The sequence below is a fragment of the Burkholderia sp. GW821-FHT14F03 genome (assembly GCF_058803765.1).
The window spans coordinates 58,438-77,151 of sequence record NZ_JBXAPG010000003.1; the positions used below are offsets into that span (position 1 = coordinate 58,438).

Here is an 18,714-nt window from a genome sequence, read left to right on the forward strand (position 1 = left end):
AATCGACACCGAGTTATCTTTATCCGAAAGGGAGAAAATCGTGCGGTCTCCGGCAACAAGAGGGACGTTTGCACTCGCGGTTCTTGCAATTTCATTGACAATCGCCGGTTGCGCGAGCATGGGCGGAATTGCACCGCAAGCCAAGCAGATCGATCCCGCCGCGCTCGACGCCGGCACCGCGATCCAGGCGGCGAACCGCGACGCGGGCTGGCCCGCGTCCGACTGGTGGCGCGCCTATCGCGATCCGCAGCTCGACGCGTGGGTCGCCGCCGCCCAGGCCGGCAGCCCGTCGCTCGCGGCCGCGCAGGCGCGCGTGCGCGAGGCGCAGTCGATGGCGCGCGCCGCCCACGCGGACGAGCTGCCGCAGCTGAACGGCGCGCTGTCGCTGGCCCGCCAGCACTGGCCGGACAACGTGTACTACGGCCCCGGCCCGCTCGCCAACGCCGATACCTGGAACAACACCGGCACCCTGAGCCTGTCGTACCACCTCGACCTGTGGGGCAAGGACCGGAACACCGCGGAACGCGCGGTCGACGTCGCCCGCGCGCGCGCCGCCGACGAACGCGCGGCCCGGCTCGAACTGGAAACCAATGTCGTGCGCACCTACATCAGCCTGTCGATGAACTTCGCGCTGCTCGACATCGCGCATGCGACCTACGAGCGCCAGCACGAGCTGGCCGAGCTCGCCCGCAAGCGCCTGATCGCAGGCCTCGGCACGCAGCTCGACGTGAGCCAGGCGGAAGCCACGCTGCCCGACTACGAACGGCAGATCGACACCTACGAGGAAGCGATCGCGCTCGGCCGCCACCAACTCGCCGCGCTCGCCGGCAAGGGCCCCGGCGCGGGTGCGGCGCTCGCGCGCCCCGCCCTCGCGCTCGACGCGCCGGCCGGCCTGCCGTCCGCGCTGCCCGCCGAGCTGATCGGACGCCGCCCGGACGTGGTCGCCGCGCGCTGGCTCGTCGACGCCCAGGCCCGCGGCATCGACGTCGCCAAGGCCGACTTCTATCCGAACATCAACCTCGTCGCGTCGATGGGCGGCTTCGGCGTCACCGCGCCGTTCGCCGACTTCCTGCGCGCGATGAACGGCGGCTGGTCGGCCGGCCCCGCGCTGACGCTGCCGATCTTCGAGGGCGGCCGGCTGCGCGCACAGCTCGGCGCGGCCGCGGCGGGCTACGACCAGGCGGTCGAGCATTACAACCAGACGCTCGTCGGCGCGCTCAAGGACATCGCCGACAACGTCGTGCGGATCCGCTCGCTCGACACCCAGCAGAAGGACGCCGGCCGCTCGGTCACGCTCACGCAGCGCTCCTACGATCTGTCGCGCGAAGGGTTCCGGCGCGGGCTCACCGACTACGTGAACGTGCTGGTCGCGCAAAGCCAGCTGCTGCGCGCGCAGGACACCCGGACCCGGATCGACGCCGAGCGGCTCGCCGCGCATGCGTCGCTGATGGCCGCGCTCGGCGGCGGGCTCGACGCGCCCGAGGACGCGCCGCGCGACGCCGCCTTGCCCGCTTCCGCCGCGCCGGCGACGCGCCGCTGATACGAGGCCGCCATGTCCGCTTCCACCGCCTCCCGCCCGTCGCCGTTCGCCGCGTTCGTCACGGCCGCCGCCGATTGGGCGCGCACCGACGGGCACGCCTGGATCTACCTGGCCAAGGCGCTCGCGGCCGCGTTTCTCGCGCTGGGCGTCTCGATGGCGCTCGACCTGTCCGCGCCGAAGACCGCGATGACGACCGTGTTCATCGTGATGCAGCCGCAAAGCGGCGCGGTGTTCGCGAAGAGCTTCTATCGGCTGGTCGGCACCTTCGTGGGACTGACGGCGACGCTCACGCTGGTCGGCCTGTTCCCGCAGCAGCCGGTGCTGTTCCTGATCTCGCTCGCGCTGTGGATCGCGCTGTGCACGGCGGGCGCCGCGCGCAACCGCAACTTCCGCAGCTACGGCTTCCTGCTCGCGGGCTACACCGCCGCGCTGATCGGCCTGCCCGCGTCGCAACACCCGGACGGCGCGTTCATGACCGCGATGACGCGCGTCTCCGAGATCACGGTCGGCATCCTGTCGGCGGGCGTGATCAGCGCGCTGATCTTCCCGCAGTACACGGGCGAGCAGATGCGCACCACGGTGCGCCAGCGCTTCACGGGCTTCGTCGACTACGTCGCGGCCGCGCTGGCCGGCGACATGGATCGCGCGCGCATCGAACGCGTGCACACGCGCTTCGTGGCCGACGTGGTCGGCTTCGAGGCCGCGCGCAGCATGGCCGTGTTCGAGAATCCCGACACCCGCATGCGCAGCGGCCGGCTCGCGCGCCTGAACAGCGAGTTCATGACCGCGTCGAGCCGCTTCCACGCACTGCACCAGTTGATGAACCGGCTGCACGCCGCGAGCGCGCAGGCCGTCGCCGCGATCGAACCGTACTTCCGCGAGATCGCGCCGCTGCTGAGCCCGGAGGGCGAGCCGGTGCGCTCGTCGGCCGACGCCGCGCGGGTCGCCGCGCAGCTGCTCGCCTATCGCGACGCGCTGCCGCGCCGGATCCGCGCGACGCGCGCCGGACACGAGAACGATCCCGCGTTCCCGCTGCTCGACTTCGATACCGCGTCCGAGCTGCTGTACCGCTTCATCGCCGACCTGCACGCGTACTCGGCCACCTATGCGTCGCTCGCGAGCAGCAGCCACGAGCGCGAACGCTGGATCGAGCGCTACGAGCCGCGCACCAATCCGACGGCCGCGCTGATCGCCGGCGTGCGCACCGCGATCGTGGTGCTCGTGCTCGGCTGGTTCTGGATCGCGACCGCGTGGCCGAGCGGCGTGATGCTCGTGCTGAACGCGGCGGCCGTATGCGCGCTGGCCTCGTCGACGCCGCACCCGACCCGCATGTCCGCGCAGATGGGCTTCGGCACCACCCTCGCGGTGCTCATGGGCCTGCTGCTGATGTTCGGCGTGTATCCGCACATCGACGGCTTCGTGATGCTGTGCGCGGCGCTCGTGCCGTTCCTGTCGATCGGCATCTTCATGTCGGTGCGGCCGAAGCTCGCGGGCTACGGCATGGGCTACCTGATCTTCTTCTGCACGCTCGCCGGGCCGGAGAACGTCACCCACTACGATCCGACCGGCTTCATGAACGACGCGCTCGCGCTGATCCTGTCGATGCTGGTGTCGGCGGTCGCGTTCGCGGTGCTGTTCCCGCCGGCCGGACCCTGGCTCAAGCGCCGGCTGTTCGCCGACCTGCGCCACCAGGCCGTGGCCGCCTGCCGCGCGCGCCTCGCCGGGCTGCGCACGCGCTTCGAGAGCGGCGCGCGCGACCTGATGTTCCAGGCCCACGGCCTCGCCGCCGACCAGCCCGGCACGCAGCGCGACGCGCTGCGCTGGATGTTCGCGGTGCTCGAGACCGGCAATGCCGTGATCGACCTGCGCAACGAGCTGGCGACCCTGTCGCCCGACCCGCGCTACGCGGCCACCATGCCGTGGCGACGCGCGATCGACGTCGCGCGCGACGCGGTCGCCGCGCTGTACGCGCAACCGGCGCGCGCGCGCTTCGACCGCGCGCTCGCGGCGACCATCGACGCGATCGCCTCGACCCAGCAGGCGCTCGCCACCTTCGAGCCGCCGCGCGAGGAGCGCCGCCGGCTGCAACGGATCCTGAGCCACCTGCATTTCATCCGCACGGCGCTGCTCGATCCGGAATCGCCGCTCGCCACGCTCGGCGCGCCTTCGCCCGCCCAACCAGGAACGCCCTCATGATGCCGCGCGAAATCGCCATTCTCGACGCCTACATGCCCACCGTCGTGCTGATGTTCGTCATCGGCGCGATCCTGACCTGGGCGCTCGACCGCCTGCTTGCCCACACCGGGCTCTACCGCGTCGTCTGGCACCCGTCGCTGTTCCGCGCAAGCCTGCTCGTCTGCATCTGCGGCGGCCTGAGCCTTGCCGTCTATCGTTGATATGAATCGAACCATGATCCTGCGAAAACTCTTCGGCTTCGTCGCGACAGCCGCCATCCTGATCGTCGCGATCCTGATCGGGCGCACCCTGTGGGTGTACTACATGGACGAGCCCTGGACCCGCGACGGCCGCGTGCGCGCGGAAATCGTCAACGTCGCGCCCGACGTGTCGGGCGCCGTGGTCGCGCTGCCCGTGCGCGACAACCAGTTCGTGCACAAGGGCGACGTGATCATGCAGATCGATCCGTCGCACTACCAGATCGCGGTCGAGCAGGCGCAGGCCGCGGTCGCGGCCCGGCGCGCCGAGCTGCAGATGCGGCGCGCCGACGCCGCGCGCCGCGCCGATCTCGACGCGCTCGTCGTGTCGAAGGAGAACCGCGAGAACGCGACCCAGACCGCCTCCAGCGCGGACGCGCAATACCAGCAGGCGCTCGCCGCGCTCGACGCCGCCAAGCTGAACCTCGCGCGCACCACGGTGGTCGCGCCGGTCGACGGCCACATCACCAACCTGAACGTGTTCCGCGGCGACTACGCGACGGCCGGCGCGGCCAAGCTCGCGATCGTCGACAGTCATTCGTTCTGGGTATACGGCTATTTCGAGGAAACCAAGCTGCCGCGCGTGAAGATCGGCGCGAAGGCGGAAATGCGGCTGATGAGCGGCGGCGTGCTGAAGGGCCATGTCGAAAGCATCTCGCGCGGCATCTACGATCGCGACAATCCGCAAAGCCGCGACCTCGTCGCCGACGTGAACCCGACCTTCAACTGGGTGCGCCTCGCGCAGCGCGTGCCGGTGCGCATCAGGATCGACGCGGTGCCGGACGACGTCGTGCTGTCGGCGGGCACCACCTGCACCGTGATCGTCGAGCAGGACAAGAAGCAGGACAGCAAGAAGCGCAGCTGAGCGCTGCGCCAGGGCACGCCGCCGACGCAGGCGGCCGCGCCCCTCATCCGCGCAGTCAGGCCGTCGCGGCCGCGCGCGCGGGCACGCGGAAATGACTGACCATCGCCTTGAGCGACTGCGCCTGCTCGTCGAGCGAACGCGCGGCCGCGGCCGCCTGCTCGACGAGCGCCGCATTCTGCTGGGTGCCCGAATCCATCTGCGAGACGGCGCGCCCGATCTCGTCGATGCCCGCGCTCTGCTCGTTCGACGCGCTCGAAATCTCGCCCATGATGTCGGTCACGCGCTTCACCGCGCGCACCACCTCGTTCATCGTGCGGCCCGCGTCCTGCGCGAGCAGCGCACCGTTCGCGACCCGCTCGACCGACGCGCCGATCAGCGTCTTGATCTCCTTGGCCGCGGTCGCCGAGCGTTGCGCGAGCGAGCGCACCTCGCTCGCCACCACCGAGAAGCCGCGCCCCTCCTCGCCCGCGCGCGCGGCCTCGACCGCCGCGTTCAGCGCGAGGATATTGGTCTGGAACGCGATGCTCTCGATCACGCCGGTGATGTCGCGGATGCTCTTCGCGCTGTCGTCGATCTCGGTCATCGTCGCGACCACCCGGCCGACCACCTCGCCGCCCTGTTCCGCGACCGCCGACGCATTCGCGGCCAGCGCGCTCGCCTGCTTCGCGTTCTCGGTGTTCTGGTGGACCGTCGAGGTCAGCTGCTCCATGCTCGCCGCCGTCTTCTCGAGCGCGACCGCCTGCTGCTCGGTGCGCTGCGACAGGTCGAGATTGCCCATCGAGATCTGCCCCGACGCCGCCGCGATCGCCTCCGCGCTCGCCGCGATGTCGCGCACCGTGCCGGCCAGGCCGTCCTGCATGTCGCGCAGCGCGTGCAGCATGCTGTCGCGGTCGCGCTGCTTCAGGCGGATCGCATTCGTGAGATCGCCCTGCGCGATGTGCCCGGCGATCTTCTTCGCATAGGCCGGCTCGCCGCCCAGTTGCGTGCCGAGCCGCCGCACGACCCACTCGGCGATCACGAAGGCGAGCGCGATCAGCCCCACGGTCATGATCGCGATCATCGCGAACGAGGCGCGGAACAGCGTCGTCGAGGTGTCGAGCGTCGCGCGCGAGGCGTCGCCGCGCGCCTTCACTAGCCCGTCCACCAGGGTTTCGAGCTTGCCCGTCTCGACGATCAGCGAGACGTCCTGGGTGCCGACCTGCCAGCTCATCTGCGACAGGTCGAGCGGCTGCTCGCGCACGAGCTTGACGAAGTCGCGCAGGTGGCCGCTCCATGCGCCGACCGAGGTCGAGAACGCCTTGAGCTTCGCGCTGTCGTCCGTATCGGCGGGATGCGTGAAACGCTGCAGCGTGGCCAGCTCGGCGCCGATCGCGTCGAGCCCCTTGTCGATGTCGCCGCCGAGATCGTCGCGCTCCTTCGCGGTGGTCGCGGTCAGCAGCATCTTCTGCGCGCGGCTCGCGCGCAGCACGTAGCCGCGCACTTCCTCCGCCGAGCGGCTCGCGACGTACCCCTGCTCATACACCGAACGGATCGAGCCGTGCAGACGGCTGATCTGCATCAGCGAGAACAGGCCGATCACGAGCGTGCCCACCAGCAGCGTGCCGAACGCCACGCGCAAGGTCGTCTTCACCGACCAGGGCTTGCGCGCGGTGCTCCGCTTCCCCGACGCGCCCGCCCCCCGGCCCGTCGCTTCGTCATCCGGCAAGAATCCGGGCCCACGTCGCCCACGCAGCGCTACGCCTTTCATTGATATGTCCCCGTTCTGGTCTGCTGCTGCAACCGGGAAGGTCGGTCCCGGCCTGGCCGTCGACATGCCACGCACGCCGGCCGGGCGCCCCTGGCCAGGCGTGTCCACTGGCCGGATCGGTCGAATCCGGTGTACGCGGCTTTCATTTCATTCTTTCACGATGCTTCCGCCGCTTCTACGGCAACGGCGCGTGCTTCTTGAGTCCGGCCAAACCCGCGGGCGCGGCGCGCACGGCCGCGGGCGTCTCCCCTTATACCCATCCAAAAATCGGCGCACCTTGATTCAACAGGCAAATCGAATGTCTCATTCTCGACAAAGGTTGGCCGGACAATGAACAGACGCCACATTAGACTGCGTTCACGCATGAATGAACAACGCGCACCCGGCTTCCGGCAAGCGCCCTTCCGCCTCCTCGACCCGCCGCATCATGGAAACCAGTCTCGACAACCGCTCCGCTCCCGTTCCGCCCGCCGCCACACCCGCGCCGGCCATCACGCGCACCGTCTATCCGGTGCTCGGCGCGATCAGCTTCTCGCACCTGCTCAACGACATGATCCAGTCGCTGATCCTCGCGATCTATCCGATGCTGAAGGCGAATTTCGCGCTGTCGTTCGCGCAGATCGGGCTCATCACGCTGACCTACCAGATCACCGCGTCGCTGCTGCAGCCGCTGATCGGCTACTACACCGACAAGCATCCGAAGCCGTACTCGCTGCCGGTCGGGATGAGCTTCACGCTGGGCGGGCTGGTGCTGATGTCGATCGCGCCGAACTTCTCGATCCTGCTGATCGCGGCCGCGCTGGTCGGCTGCGGCTCGTCGGTGTTCCATCCGGAATCGTCGCGCGTCGCGCGGATGGCGTCGGGCGGCCAGCACGGGCTCGCGCAATCGCTGTTCCAGGTGGGCGGCAACGCGGGCTCGTCGCTCGGACCGCTCCTCGCCGCGTTGATCGTGATCCCGCACGGCCAGCGCAGCATCGCGTGGTTCTCGCTGGCCGCGCTGGTCGCCATCGTCGTGCTGTGGCAGATCGGCCGCTGGTACCAGCGCCACCCGGCCACCCGCAAGAAGCTCGCGCGCGACGCGCAGTCGCTGCTGCCGCCCCGCAAGGTCGCGTTCGCGATGGGCGTGCTCGTGATGCTCGTGTTCTCGAAGTACATCTACCTCGCGAGCCTCAACAGCTATTTCACCTTCTACCTGATCGACAAGTTCCATCTGTCGGTGCAGGCCGCGCAGTTCCACCTGTTCGTGTTCCTCGCGGCGGTCGCCGCCGGCACCGTGATCGGCGGCCCGATCGGCGATCGCATCGGCCGCAAGTACGTGATCTGGGTATCGATTCTCGGCGTCGCGCCGTTCACGCTGCTGCTGCCGTACGCCAACCTGCTCTGGACCAGCGTGCTGACCGTGATCATCGGCGTGGTGCTCGCGTCGGCGTTCTCCGCGATCATCGTCTACGCGCAGGAGCTGATCCCCGGCAAGGTCGGGATGGTCGCCGGGCTGTTCTTCGGTTTCGCGTTCGGGCTGGGCGGCGTCGGCGCGGCGGCGCTCGGCGAGCTGGCCGACGCGACCAGCATCGGCTTCGTCTACAAGGTGTGCTCGTTCCTGCCGCTGCTCGGGATCCTCACCGTGTTCCTGCCCGACATCGAGGGCATGCGGCGCGCGGCGGCGAAAGCCGCCTGAGACGACCCAGGCCCGAACCGGCGGCGCGCTTGCGCCGCCGCAGGAGTTCAGCGCGCCTGCGCGTGAATCGCGAGGAAGCGCCGCAGGATGCCCGACGAATAGGCGCCCGCGATATCGGCGAGAAAACGCGTGAACGACGCGCTCGCGTGATCGTCCGCGGTATCGGAAATGGTGCGCACGACCGCGCACGGCACGCCGTACTCGTGGCACACCTGCGCGAGCGCCGCGCCCTCCATCTCGACCGCGCATGCCGCGGGCAGCGCGTCGCGCAGCGCGATCACCTCGCGCTCGCTCGACACGAAACGATCGCCGCTGATAATGAGCCCCGTGCGCACCTGGGGCGCGCGCAGGCGGAAGCGCTGCCGCAGCGCCTCGCCCTCTTCGGCGATGAACTGCTCGCATGCCGCCCGCAGTTGCGCGGCAAGCGCCGCGTCGGCCGGGAAACGCGCGACGCCGAGCAGCGGCGCCTCGAAGCGCGGAAACAGCGGCGAGGCGTCGAGATCGTGCTGCAGCAGCGCATCGGCGACCACGATGTCGCCGACCGCGACCTCGCGCGCGACCCCGCCCGCCACGCCCGTGAACACGACCGCGCGCACCTGAAAGCGCAGCAGCAGCGCGCTGACGGTGGCCGCCGCCGCGACCTTGCCGATCCGCGCGAGCGTGACGACGCAGGCCACGCCGCTCGCCGTGCCGACGTGATAATCGCGCCCGCCCAGCGAAACCGTCTCGACGGGCCCCTCGGCGCGCATCGCGGCGACCAGGTCGCCCAGTTCCTCGGGCAGCGCCGCGAGAATGCCGAGCGGCTGCCCGGCCGGCAACGTCAGGGAGGACGGCGTCATTCGACCGCCTGCAGTTTCGCGACGGCGAGCGCGAGCCACTTCTCGCCATGGCGCTTGAACTTGACCTGCGCCTTCGCATCGGCGCCGCTGCCTTCGAGCGCCGTCACCGTGCCTTCGCCGAACTTCGTGTGGAAGACCTGCTGGCCGACCCGGAAGCCGCCCTCGGCCGCGCGCTGCTGGTTCGCGAACGCGGGCAGCGGCGCCGTCACGGCCGCATCGACCACACTCTCCCGGCTGCCGCCGCCCGGCCGCGAGAACCAGTCGCGCCCCCAACCGGCGTTGTCGGCGCGGCCGCCCCAGCGCGCCGAGGCCTCGACCTTCGGCGTCAGCCACTTGAGCACGTGCTCGGGCAATTCATCGAAGAAGCGCGAGCGGATGTTGTAGCGGGTCTGGCCATGCAGCAGGCGGCTCTGCGCGAACGACAGGTAGAGCCGCTCCTTCGCGCGCGTGATCGCGACGTACATCAGGCGGCGCTCTTCTTCGAGGCCGTCGGATTCGAGCGCGCTGTTCTCGTGCGGGAACAGGCCTTCCTCCAGCCCCGTGATGAACACCGCGGCGAATTCGAGCCCCTTCGCCGCGTGCACCGTCATCAGCTGCACCGCGTCCTGGCCGGCCTGCGCCTGGTTGTCGCCCGCCTCCAGCGAGGCGTGCGACAGGAAGCCGGCGAGCGGCGTCATCGTGTCCGGGTTCTGCGCGGGCGCATCGAGCGCGAACGGATCGAGCACCGCGTCGGCGGGATCGTCGCTCGCCGCCGCGAGCCCGGGCGCCGCGGTCGCGCCGGCGCGCAGCGGGATCGCGCGCGCCGGCGCGTCGAGCCCGTAGCCCTCCTCGCCGACGAACGCGGCAGCCGCGTTGACCAGTTCCTGCAAGTTCTCGAGCCGGTCCTGCCCCTCGCGCTCGCCCTGGTAGAAGTCCGCGAGGCCACTCGCGCGCACCACGTACTCGACCGTCTCGGGCAGGCTCATCTGCAGCGTCTCGGCGCGCATCTTCGCGATCAGGTTCGCGAATCCGCCGAGGCTCGTGCCGGCCTTGCCGGTCACGTAGGGAATCGCGGCCGCCATCGCGCAATCGTAAAGACGCGCGGCATCGGCGAGCTGCTCGATCGAGCGCGCGCCGATGCCGCGCGTCGGGAAGTTCACGACGCGCACGAACGCGGTGTCGTCGTTCGGGTTGTCGATCAGGCGCAGATACGCGAGCGCGTGCTTGATTTCCTGGCGCTCGAAGAAGCGCAGCCCGCCGTACACCCGATACGGAATGCCCGCCGTCATCAGCGTGTGCTCGATCGCGCGCGACTGCGCGTTGCTGCGATACAGGATCGCGACCTCGCTGCGCGCCATCCCGCTGCCGATCAGCGAGCGGATCTCCTCGACGATCCAGCCCGCCTCCTGCGAATCGGTCGCCGCCTCGTACACGCGCACCGGCTCGCCGTGCCCGGCGTCGGTGCGCAGGTTCTTGCCGAGCCGGTGCGCGTTGTTCGAGATCAGCTGGTTCGCCGCGTCGAGGATGTTGCCGTGCGAGCGGTAGTTCTGCTCCAGCTTGATCAGGTTGCGCACCCGGAACTCGTCCTCGAAGTCGCGCATGTTGCCGACGTTCGCGCCGCGGAACGCATAGATCGACTGGTCGTCGTCGCCGACCGCGAAGATCGCGTTGTGCGAACCCGCGAGCAGCTTGAGCCACGCGTACTGGAGCTTGTTGGTGTCCTGGAACTCGTCGACCAGGATGTGCTTGAAGCGCGCCTGGTAATGCGCGCGCAACGGCGGATTGTGCGCGAGCAGCTCGTAGCAGCGCAGCAGCAGCTCGGGGAAATCGACCACGCCCTCGCGCTGGCACTGCTGGTCGTACGCCTGGTAGATCTCGACGAACTTGCGGTTGAAGTTGTCGGTCGCGTCGACCTTGTCGGGCCGCAGGCCCTGCTCCTTCGCGTTGTTGATGAAGTACTGGACGTTCTTCGGCGGATACTTCTCGTCGTCGATGTTGGCCGCCTTCATCAGCCGCTTGATCGCGGACAGCTGGTCGGCCGTATCGAGGATCTGGAAGGTCTGCGGCAGCCCGGCGTCGCGGTGATGCGCGCGCAGCATGCGATTGCAGAGGCCGTGGAAGGTGCCGATCCACATGCCGCGCGTATCGATCGGCAGCAAGGCCGTCAGGCGCGCCATCATCTCGCGCGCGGCCTTGTTGGTGAAGGTCACGGCGAGCACCGTCGGGGGCGATGCATAGCCCTGCTGGATCAGCCACGCGATGCGCGTGATGAGCACCCGGGTCTTGCCGCTGCCCGCCCCGGCGAGGATCAGCGCCGGTTCGTTCGGCAGCGTGACGGCCGCGTGTTGTTCTTGATTCAGGTTGGCGAGCAGATCGGGCATAAAGACGAGGCGGAATGGCGCGGGAACGCAAAGCGGACATTATAAGGGGGCACTGAGGAACCGATGCGGCGCATCCCGCCGAGGCGCGCCGCCGCCTGCCCCGCGCCGGGTCCGGAGCGCGGATCGGCGGGCGATGCGACGCCTGTTTCCGCGCCCCGCCCGCACCGATCCGCCCGCCCCTCGCGCGGCCGGACACGCGGCGGCGCGACGACGCGACCGGAAATCCGAACCCGATCGCACCGCCCCACCTACCCCGCGGGCTTTATAATCCAGGGTTTACTTATCCAACACGCATCTTTCGGCAGATTTCCAACCATGAGCGACAGCACGCTTGCGAAAAGTTTCGAGCCCCACACCATCGAAGCCCAATGGGGGCCGGAGTGGGAAAAACGCGGCTATGCCGCCCCGGCCTTCGATCCGTCCCGCCCGGATTTCGCGATCCAACTGCCGCCGCCCAATGTCACGGGCACGCTGCACATGGGCCACGCGTTCAACCAGACGATCATGGACGGCCTCGCGCGCTACCACCGCATGCTCGGCGCGAACACGCTGTGGGTGCCCGGCACCGATCACGCGGGCATCGCCACGCAGATCGTCGTCGAACGCCAGCTCGATGCGCAGGGCCAGTCGCGCCATGACCTCGGCCGCGAGAAATTCGTCGAGCGCGTGTGGGAATGGAAGGAACAGTCCGGCTCCACGATCACGCGCCAGGTGCGCCGCCTCGGCGCGTCGACCGACTGGTCGCGCGAATACTTCACGATGAACGACAAGATGTCGAACGTCGTGCGCGAGGTGTTCGTGCGCCTGTACGAACAGGGCCTCATCTATCGCGGCAAGCGCCTCGTGAACTGGGATCCGGTCCTGATGACCGCGGTGTCCGACCTCGAGGTCGTGAGCGAGGAGGAAAACGGCCATCTGTGGCACATCAACTACCCGCTCGTGAACGGCGGCGGCCACCTGACCGTCGCGACCACGCGCCCCGAGACGATGCTCGGCGACGTCGCGGTGATGGTGCACCCCGAGGACGAGCGCTATGCGCACCTGATCGGCCAACACGTGCAGCTGCCGCTCACCGGCCGCGAGATCCCGATCATCGCCGACGACTACGTCGACCGCGAATTCGGCACGGGCGTCGTGAAGGTCACGCCCGCGCACGACCAGAACGACTACCAGGTCGGCCAGCGTCACCAGCTGCCGCAGATCGAGATCCTCACGCTCGACGCGAAGATCAACGACAACGCGCCCGACACGTACCGCGGCCTCGACCGCTTCGAGGCGCGCAAGCGGGTGGTCGCCGATCTCGAGGCGCTCGGCCTGCTCGACTCGGTGAAGCCGCACAAGCTGATGGTGCCGCGCGGCGACCGCACGGGCGTCGTGATCGAGCCGATGCTGACCGATCAATGGTTCGTCGCGATGACGAAGCCGGCGCCGGAAGGCAGCTTCCAGCCGGGCAAGTCGATCACCGAGGCGTCGCTCGACGTGGTGCGCGACGGCCAGATCAAGTTCGTGCCCGAGAACTGGACCACCACCTACTACCAGTGGCTCGAGAACATCCAGGACTGGTGCATCTCGCGCCAGCTGTGGTGGGGCCACCAGATCCCCGCGTGGTACGGCGAGAACGGCGAGATCTTCGTCGCGCGCGACGAGGACGACGCGCGCGCGCAGGCCGCCGCGCAGGGCTATGCGGGCGCGCTGCGCCGCGACGAGGACGTGCTCGACACCTGGTTCTCGTCCGCGCTCGTGCCGTTCTCCTCGCTCGGCTGGCCGGAGGAAACGCCCGAACTCAAGCACTTCCTGCCGTCGTCGGTGCTCGTCACCGGCTTCGACATCATCTTCTTCTGGGTCGCCCGGATGGTGATGATGACCACCCACTTCACGGGCCAGGTGCCGTTCCACACCGTCTACGTGCACGGCCTCGTGCGCGACGCGGAAGGCCAGAAGATGTCGAAGAGCAAGGGCAACACGCTCGACCCGATCGACATCGTCGACGGCATCGACCTCGACACGCTCGTCGCGAAGCGCACCACCGGCCTGATGAACCCGAAGCAGGCGGCGACGATCGAGAAGAAGACCCGCAAGGAATTCCCGGACGGCATTCCCGCGTTCGGCACCGACGCGCTGCGCTTCACGATGGCGTCGATGGCCACGCTCGGCCGCAACGTCAACTTCGATCTCGCGCGCTGCGAGGGCTACCGCAACTTCTGCAACAAGCTGTGGAACGCGACCCGCTTCGTGCTGATGAACTGCGAGGGCCACGACTGCGGCCTCGACAAGCCCGAAGTGTGCGGCGCGGGCGACTGCGGCCCCGGCGGCTATCTCGACTTCTCGGCGGCGGACCGCTGGATCGTGTCGCTGCTGCAGCGGGTCGAGGGCGATGTCGCCAAGGGCTTCGCCGACTACCGCTTCGACAACATCGCGACCAGCCTCTACAAGTTCGTCTGGGACGAGTACTGCGACTGGTACCTCGAACTCGCGAAGGTGCAGATCCAGAACGGCACCCCGGAGCAGCAGCGCGCCACGCGCCGCACGCTGCTGCGCGTGCTCGAGACCGTGCTGCGCCTCGCGCATCCGGTCATTCCGTTCATCACCGAGGCGCTGTGGCAGAAGGTCGCGCCGCTCGCCGGCCGCTATCCGCAGGGCAAGGCGGAAGGCGAAGCGTCGCTGATGGTGCAGCCCTACCCGCGCGCCGAACCCGGCAAGCTCGACGAAACGTCTGAACAGTGGGCGGCCGAACTGAAGGCAGTGGTCGATGCATGTCGTAATCTACGCGGCGAGATGAATCTGTCTCCGGCGACCAAGGCGCCGCTGCTGGTGGCGGGCGACGCCGCGCGCCTCGGCTCGTTCGCGCCTTACGTGAAGGCGCTGGCGCGCCTGTCCGACGTCCAGATCCTCGCCGACGAGGCGACCCTCGACCAGCAGGCGCACGGCGCGCCGATCGCGATCGTGGGAAACAGCAAGCTGGTGCTGAAGGTCGAGATCGACGTGGCGGCGGAACGCGAGCGCCTGTCGAAGGAAATCGCCCGGCTCGAGAACGAGATCACGAAATGCGCGGCCAAGCTCGGCAACGAGGCGTTCGTCGCCAAGGCGCCCGCCGCCGTGGTCGAGCAGGAGCAGAAGCGCCTCGCCGAATTCAAGAGCACGCTGACGAAGCTGGGCGCCCAATTGGTCCGCCTTCCGGCGTAACAATCGGTAATCTTCATTGCGTTCACTATAATGGCGGAATGATCATTGAATTCGAATAGCCGAATTCATTCGAGAAACAAGGGTTTATCTATGCTGAAAGTCACCAAGGCAGTTTTCCCGGTCGCGGGATTGGGCACGCGCTTCCTGCCCGCGACCAAGGCGAGTCCGAAGGAGATGCTGCCCGTCGTCGACAAGCCGTTGATCCAATATGCGGTGGAAGAGGCCATCGCGGCCGGCATCACCGAGATGATCTTCGTGACCGGGCGCAGCAAGCGTGCGATCGAGGATCATTTCGACAAATCGTATGAGATCGAGGCGGAGCTCGAGGCGCGCGGCAAGGAAAAGCTGCTCGAACTCGTGCGCAGCATCAAGCCGAGCCACGTCGACTGCTTCTACGTGCGCCAGCCCGAGGCGCTCGGCCTCGGCCACGCCGTGCTGTGCGCCGAGAAGCTGGTCGCCGACAACCCGTTCGCGGTGATCCTGGCCGACGACCTGCTCGATGGCCAGCCGCCCGTGATGAAGCAGATGGTCGACGTGTTCGACCACTATCACAGCTCGGTGATCGGGGTCGAGGAGATCCCGCCGTCGGAAACGAAATCCTACGGGATCGTCGACGGCAAGGAGTGGGAGGAGTCGATCATCAAGATGTCGGCGATCGTCGAAAAGCCGGCGCCCGAAGTCGCGCCGTCGAACCTCGGCGTGGTCGGCCGCTACATCCTGAAGCCGCGGATCTTCGAGCACCTGCGTGCGCTCAAGCCCGGCGCGGGCGGCGAGCTGCAGCTGACCGACGCGATCGAGGCGCTGCTCGCGGACGAGCAGGTGCTGGCGTACAAGTACCAGGGCACCCGCTACGACTGCGGCAGCAAGCTCGGCTACCTGAAGGCGACGGTCGAGTTCGCGCTGCGCCACCCGGAAGTGAAGCAGGAATTCGACACCTACCTGCGTCAGCGCGGCACGCCGCAAAGCTGAGCGCGCGGGCCGCGCGCCCCCGCCGGCCCGTGGCGCGTCAGTGCGGCGCGTCGGCCGGCGTCACCGAGACGACGCCCGGCATGCCGCCCGCGTCGTCTTTTTTCGTCTTCACGAGCCAGCCGCCCGCGGCGCCGAACGGCACCTGCGCGAGCGCGCTGCGCACCAGCGTCGGCGCCGCCTGCAACGCGTCCGGCCGGCGGTCCTTGACGGCCGCCGACACGCGATACGCTTCCGCGCCGCTCTTGCGGTCGATGAAGCGCAGCGTCAGCACGTGGCGATAGACGGTGCCCGCGAACGGCAGCGCGAACGGCGCGGGGCCGTCGACGTCGAGGCACGGCGCCTGCTCGCCGCCGCAGTGCGCGGTCGCGAGCGCGACCGCGGCCGGCTGCGTCGCATAGGCGATCGTGAGCCGGTAGCGCGCGTGGCCGCCCGGCTGCTCACCGAGCCCGCGCCGCGCCAATTCGTCGCGCACCAGCGCCTCCACCTTCCGATAGCCGGCGTTGGCCGACTGCGCGTCCGTGCGGGCGACCTCGTAGGAGCGCTCGCCGCCGGCCGCGAATCCACCCGGTTTCCCCGACGCACTGACGCCCGTCGTCACCGACGCGCATCCGGACAACAGCGCGACCGCCAGCGCGGCCTCCGCCCACAAGATTTTCATAGCTTCTCCCATACTTGCCAGTTCGCCCGCCGCGTCACGCGGCCGGCTCGTCGAGCAGCGGCAGCGTCACGATCAGCGCCGTGCCGACGCCGAGCGCACTGTCGACCACCACGCTGCCGCCATGCCGCGTCACCACGGTCTTGACGAACGCCATACCCAGCCCGGCCCCCGCCACCTCCGGCCGCTCGTTCGTGTGAAAGCGCTTGAAGCGCTCGAACAGATGCCGCTGGTCGTCGGGCGAGATGCCGTAGCCCTGATCGCGAATCGTACAGATCGTCCGCTTCGATGCGCGCTCCACCGACAGCGTGCAGGTGATCACCGTATCGGCGGGGCTGTACTTCACCGCGTTGTTGAGGATGTTCACCAGCGCGCGCGTCATCAGCGAGCGGTCGGCGCTGACCCAGCACAGATTGTCGCCGAACTGCGTATCGATGCGGATGCGCTTGGCCTGGGCCTGCGGCCAGACCTCGTCGCTCGCATCGATCAGCAGGTCCGCGAAACTCGCGGGCTCCAGCTGATAGGTCTGCGACTCGGCGCGCGCCAGCTGCACGAACTCGTCCGCCAGCATCAGCGCGCGCTGCGCATAGCGCTCGATGCGCGCGAGCATCGAGCGGATCTCGCCCGACTGCGGCCGCTGCCGCTCGATCTCGACCAGCGCGAGAATCGACGACTGCGGCGAACGCATGTCGTGCGACAGCAGATGCAGCGCCTCTTCCCGCTGCCGCTCCGCCGCGTGCAGTTCGGTCACGTCGACGAGGCCCGCGATCCAGCCGGTCACCTTGCCCTGCGCGTTGGTGCATGGCGCGTAGCGTAACAGATGATCGAGCCCGTCACTGTCACGAACTTCGATGCCGCGCTCCATCAGATCGTTATCGAAGTCGCGGGTGGGGTCGAGCGCGGCCGGCCAGTGCGCGCGCATTTCCGCCTCGCGCTCGGGATTGCCGTCGACCGTCTTCATGAAGGTCAGCTCGCCCAGCGCGACCCGCAGCGGCCGCCCTTCCGGCGCCGGCACGTTCAGGCGCGCGCAGTGCTTCTTCGCCGCATGGTTGGCGATCAGCACCGTGCCCCCGATGTCGGTCACGAGAACCGGTTCCGGCATGCTGTCGAGGCTGTCCCAGACAAACCGCTTCATGTCCTGCACACGCTGCGCGGCCTGCGCCATCAGGCTCATCTGACGCTCCAGCACGTCGCCGCCGAACTCGCCCCGCTCGCGCGGCGCCTCCGGCAGCAGGTGCGGCTCGTCCGCGAGCCGCTGCAGCTCGTGGCGCAGATAGGACATGGTCATTTCGAGCCGCCGCCAGTTCCAGATCGGGTAGACCGCGATCAGCCCGAAGATCGCCGGCGCGGGCGACAGCCACAGGCGCGCCTCGTACAGTAGCGCGGCGCTCGACGCGAGCGCGAGCACCACGAGGCTCAGCGTCAGCAGCAGCGAGCGCCACGGCGACAGCATCAGGAAGCCCGCGAGCAGCACCACGAGCGGCATCAGCGAGGCGATGAACAGCAGGCCGCCCGACACAGGCGAGATCGCCCGCCCGGTCATCAACATGTCGAGCACGCCCGCGTGGATGTAAACCCCCGGCAGCGGCCCGAACTCACCCGAAATCGGCGTCGCGAAACGATCGTAGAGGCCCGAGGCGGTCACGCCGACGATCACGATCTTGCCGCGCAGGCGCTCGGGGTCGACGCGCCCGGCCAGCACGTCGGCGAACGACACCGACGGATAGGTCTGCGTATAGCGGCTGAACGGAATCAGGTAGCGGGCCTCGCCGTTGTCGTCCTGGGCGAGATCGTGCGCGCGCCGCGTGACGGACAGCGCCTGCGCGAGCTTGAACTGGCCGTTCTCGAACGCATGGAACACCGGCACCATCAGCTGCGGCCAGCGGTGCCGGCCGTCGCTCTCGTACAGCGCGACGCTGCGCACGATACCGTCCGGATCGACCTCGAGGTTGATATGGCCGACGCCCGCCGCATGCTCGGCCAGCTCGGGCACGGGCGGCACGACCGTGCGCGTGCCGTCGTGCTCCTCGGGGCTCAGCAGGATCGGCAGATAGGTCGACAATTTGTCGAGCGCGCGCGCGAACTCGCGATCGTCCGTCGACGGTTCGGTAAACAGCACGTCGTAGACCACGGCCGCCGGCTGCGCCTTGGCGAGCGCGTCGAGGAACTGCGCGTGCACGCTGCGCGCCCAGGGCCAGCGCCCGAGCGAGGCGAGGCTCGGGTTGTCGATCTCGACGATCACGAGGTTCGATTCGATCGGCAGATTGCGCAGCGTCAGCAGCCGGTCGTAGATGATCCGGTCGACGCTCGAGGTCGTGCGGCCGGCGACGCCGGCGAGAATCATCGCGATGCCGAGACAGCCGATCGCGATCCATTCGATGAGAAAGCGGCGGCCGAGCAGCCGCCGCCGCTGCATGCGCGGATCGATGCGCGGGTCAACTTTCATCCG

At 68.9% G+C, this 18,714-nt stretch carries 10 protein-coding genes and 1 pseudogene; 6 read left to right on the plus strand and 5 right to left on the minus strand.

Going from position 1 to position 18,714, the window contains the following annotated elements; translation table 11 throughout:
* Window positions 1-40: 40 nt before the first annotated feature.
* The 3 genes and pseudogenes from AC1RQF_RS02975 to AC1RQF_RS02985 all read left to right on the plus strand — a co-directional run bounded on the left by AC1RQF_RS02975 (window position 41) and on the right by AC1RQF_RS02985 (window position 4,837).
* Window positions 41-3,736 (plus strand): annotated as a pseudogene (locus tag AC1RQF_RS02975) (efflux transporter outer membrane subunit).
* A complete protein-coding gene (locus AC1RQF_RS02980; RefSeq protein ID WP_252987007.1) occupies window positions 3,733-3,936 on the plus strand; it encodes a DUF1656 domain-containing protein in 204 nt (67 codons plus the stop codon). Before AC1RQF_RS02975 ends, AC1RQF_RS02980 begins: the two are co-directional and overlap by 4 nt.
* A gap of 13 nt (window positions 3,937-3,949) precedes the next feature.
* Window positions 3,950-4,837, plus strand: coding sequence for an efflux RND transporter periplasmic adaptor subunit (locus AC1RQF_RS02985; RefSeq protein WP_274003667.1), 888 nt, complete (start codon window positions 3,950-3,952; stop codon window positions 4,835-4,837).
* A gap of 55 nt (window positions 4,838-4,892) precedes the next feature.
* Here the strand turns inward: AC1RQF_RS02985 and AC1RQF_RS02990 are convergent, their stop codons facing one another.
* Window positions 4,893-6,584, minus strand: a complete 1,692-nt coding sequence (locus AC1RQF_RS02990) for a methyl-accepting chemotaxis protein (RefSeq protein ID WP_274003669.1) — start codon at window positions 6,582-6,584, stop codon at window positions 4,893-4,895.
* A gap of 427 nt (window positions 6,585-7,011) precedes the next feature.
* On the opposite strand from AC1RQF_RS02990, the gene AC1RQF_RS02995 reads away from it, so the two are divergent.
* The gene (locus tag AC1RQF_RS02995) at window positions 7,012-8,259 is read left to right on the plus strand and encodes an MFS transporter (protein ID WP_274003671.1); all 1,248 of its coding nucleotides are present in this window, start codon (window positions 7,012-7,014) and stop codon (window positions 8,257-8,259) included.
* 47 nt (window positions 8,260-8,306) lie between these two features.
* Here AC1RQF_RS02995 and AC1RQF_RS03000 read toward each other — a convergent pair whose 3' ends face one another.
* The gene (locus AC1RQF_RS03000; protein ID WP_274003672.1) at window positions 8,307-9,098 is read right to left on the minus strand and encodes a 5'-methylthioadenosine/adenosylhomocysteine nucleosidase; all 792 of its coding nucleotides are present in this window, start codon (window positions 9,096-9,098) and stop codon (window positions 8,307-8,309) included.
* Complete coding sequence (locus AC1RQF_RS03005) at window positions 9,095-11,458, minus strand: UvrD-helicase domain-containing protein (protein ID WP_274003674.1); 2,364 nt, start codon at window positions 11,456-11,458, stop codon at window positions 9,095-9,097. The genes AC1RQF_RS03000 and AC1RQF_RS03005 overlap by 4 nt, the downstream gene beginning before the upstream one ends.
* A 315-nt stretch (window positions 11,459-11,773) precedes the next feature.
* Here AC1RQF_RS03005 and AC1RQF_RS03010 point away from each other — a divergent pair, with 315 nt between their 5' ends.
* Complete coding sequence (locus tag AC1RQF_RS03010) at window positions 11,774-14,641, plus strand: valine--tRNA ligase (protein ID WP_492871289.1); 2,868 nt, start codon at window positions 11,774-11,776, stop codon at window positions 14,639-14,641.
* A gap of 90 nt (window positions 14,642-14,731) precedes the next feature.
* The gene (gene galU / locus AC1RQF_RS03015; protein ID WP_274003676.1) at window positions 14,732-15,610 is read left to right on the plus strand and encodes a UTP--glucose-1-phosphate uridylyltransferase GalU; all 879 of its coding nucleotides are present in this window, start codon (window positions 14,732-14,734) and stop codon (window positions 15,608-15,610) included.
* Between the two features lie 37 nt (window positions 15,611-15,647).
* Here the strand turns inward: galU and AC1RQF_RS03020 are convergent, their stop codons facing one another.
* Together AC1RQF_RS03020 and AC1RQF_RS03025 are read right to left on the minus strand one after the other, a co-directional pair.
* Window positions 15,648-16,268, minus strand: coding sequence for a DUF4136 domain-containing protein (locus tag AC1RQF_RS03020; protein WP_274003678.1), 621 nt, complete (start codon window positions 16,266-16,268; stop codon window positions 15,648-15,650).
* A 34-nt stretch (window positions 16,269-16,302) separates the two neighbouring features.
* Window positions 16,303-18,711: a CHASE2 domain-containing protein gene (locus AC1RQF_RS03025; protein WP_274003679.1), complete on the minus strand. Its 2,409-nt coding sequence runs from the start codon at window positions 18,709-18,711 to the stop codon at window positions 16,303-16,305.
* Window positions 18,712-18,714: the final 3 nt, after the last annotated feature.

What these genes read in the sequence shown, in the direction of transcription:
- AC1RQF_RS03020 (WP_274003678.1), bottom strand. Translation starts at nt 16,268, where the DNA reads ATGAAAATCTTGTGGGCGGAGGCCGCGCTGGCGGTCGCGCTGTTGTCC.
- galU (WP_274003676.1), top strand. Translation starts at nt 14,732, where the DNA reads ATGCTGAAAGTCACCAAGGCAGTTTTCCCGGTCGCGGGATTGGGCACG.
- AC1RQF_RS02980 (WP_252987007.1), top strand. Translation starts at nt 3,733, where the DNA reads ATGATGCCGCGCGAAATCGCCATTCTCGACGCCTACATGCCCACCGTC.
- AC1RQF_RS02990 (WP_274003669.1), bottom strand. Translation starts at nt 6,584, where the DNA reads ATGAAAGGCGTAGCGCTGCGTGGGCGACGTGGGCCCGGATTCTTGCCG.
- AC1RQF_RS02985 (WP_274003667.1), top strand. Translation starts at nt 3,950, where the DNA reads ATGATCCTGCGAAAACTCTTCGGCTTCGTCGCGACAGCCGCCATCCTG.
- AC1RQF_RS03000 (WP_274003672.1), bottom strand. Translation starts at nt 9,098, where the DNA reads ATGACGCCGTCCTCCCTGACGTTGCCGGCCGGGCAGCCGCTCGGCATT.
- AC1RQF_RS03010 (WP_492871289.1), top strand. Translation starts at nt 11,774, where the DNA reads ATGAGCGACAGCACGCTTGCGAAAAGTTTCGAGCCCCACACCATCGAA.
- AC1RQF_RS03005 (WP_274003674.1), bottom strand. Translation starts at nt 11,458, where the DNA reads ATGCCCGATCTGCTCGCCAACCTGAATCAAGAACAACACGCGGCCGTC.
- AC1RQF_RS02995 (WP_274003671.1), top strand. Translation starts at nt 7,012, where the DNA reads ATGGAAACCAGTCTCGACAACCGCTCCGCTCCCGTTCCGCCCGCCGCC.
- AC1RQF_RS03025 (WP_274003679.1), bottom strand. Translation starts at nt 18,711, where the DNA reads ATGAAAGTTGACCCGCGCATCGATCCGCGCATGCAGCGGCGGCGGCTG.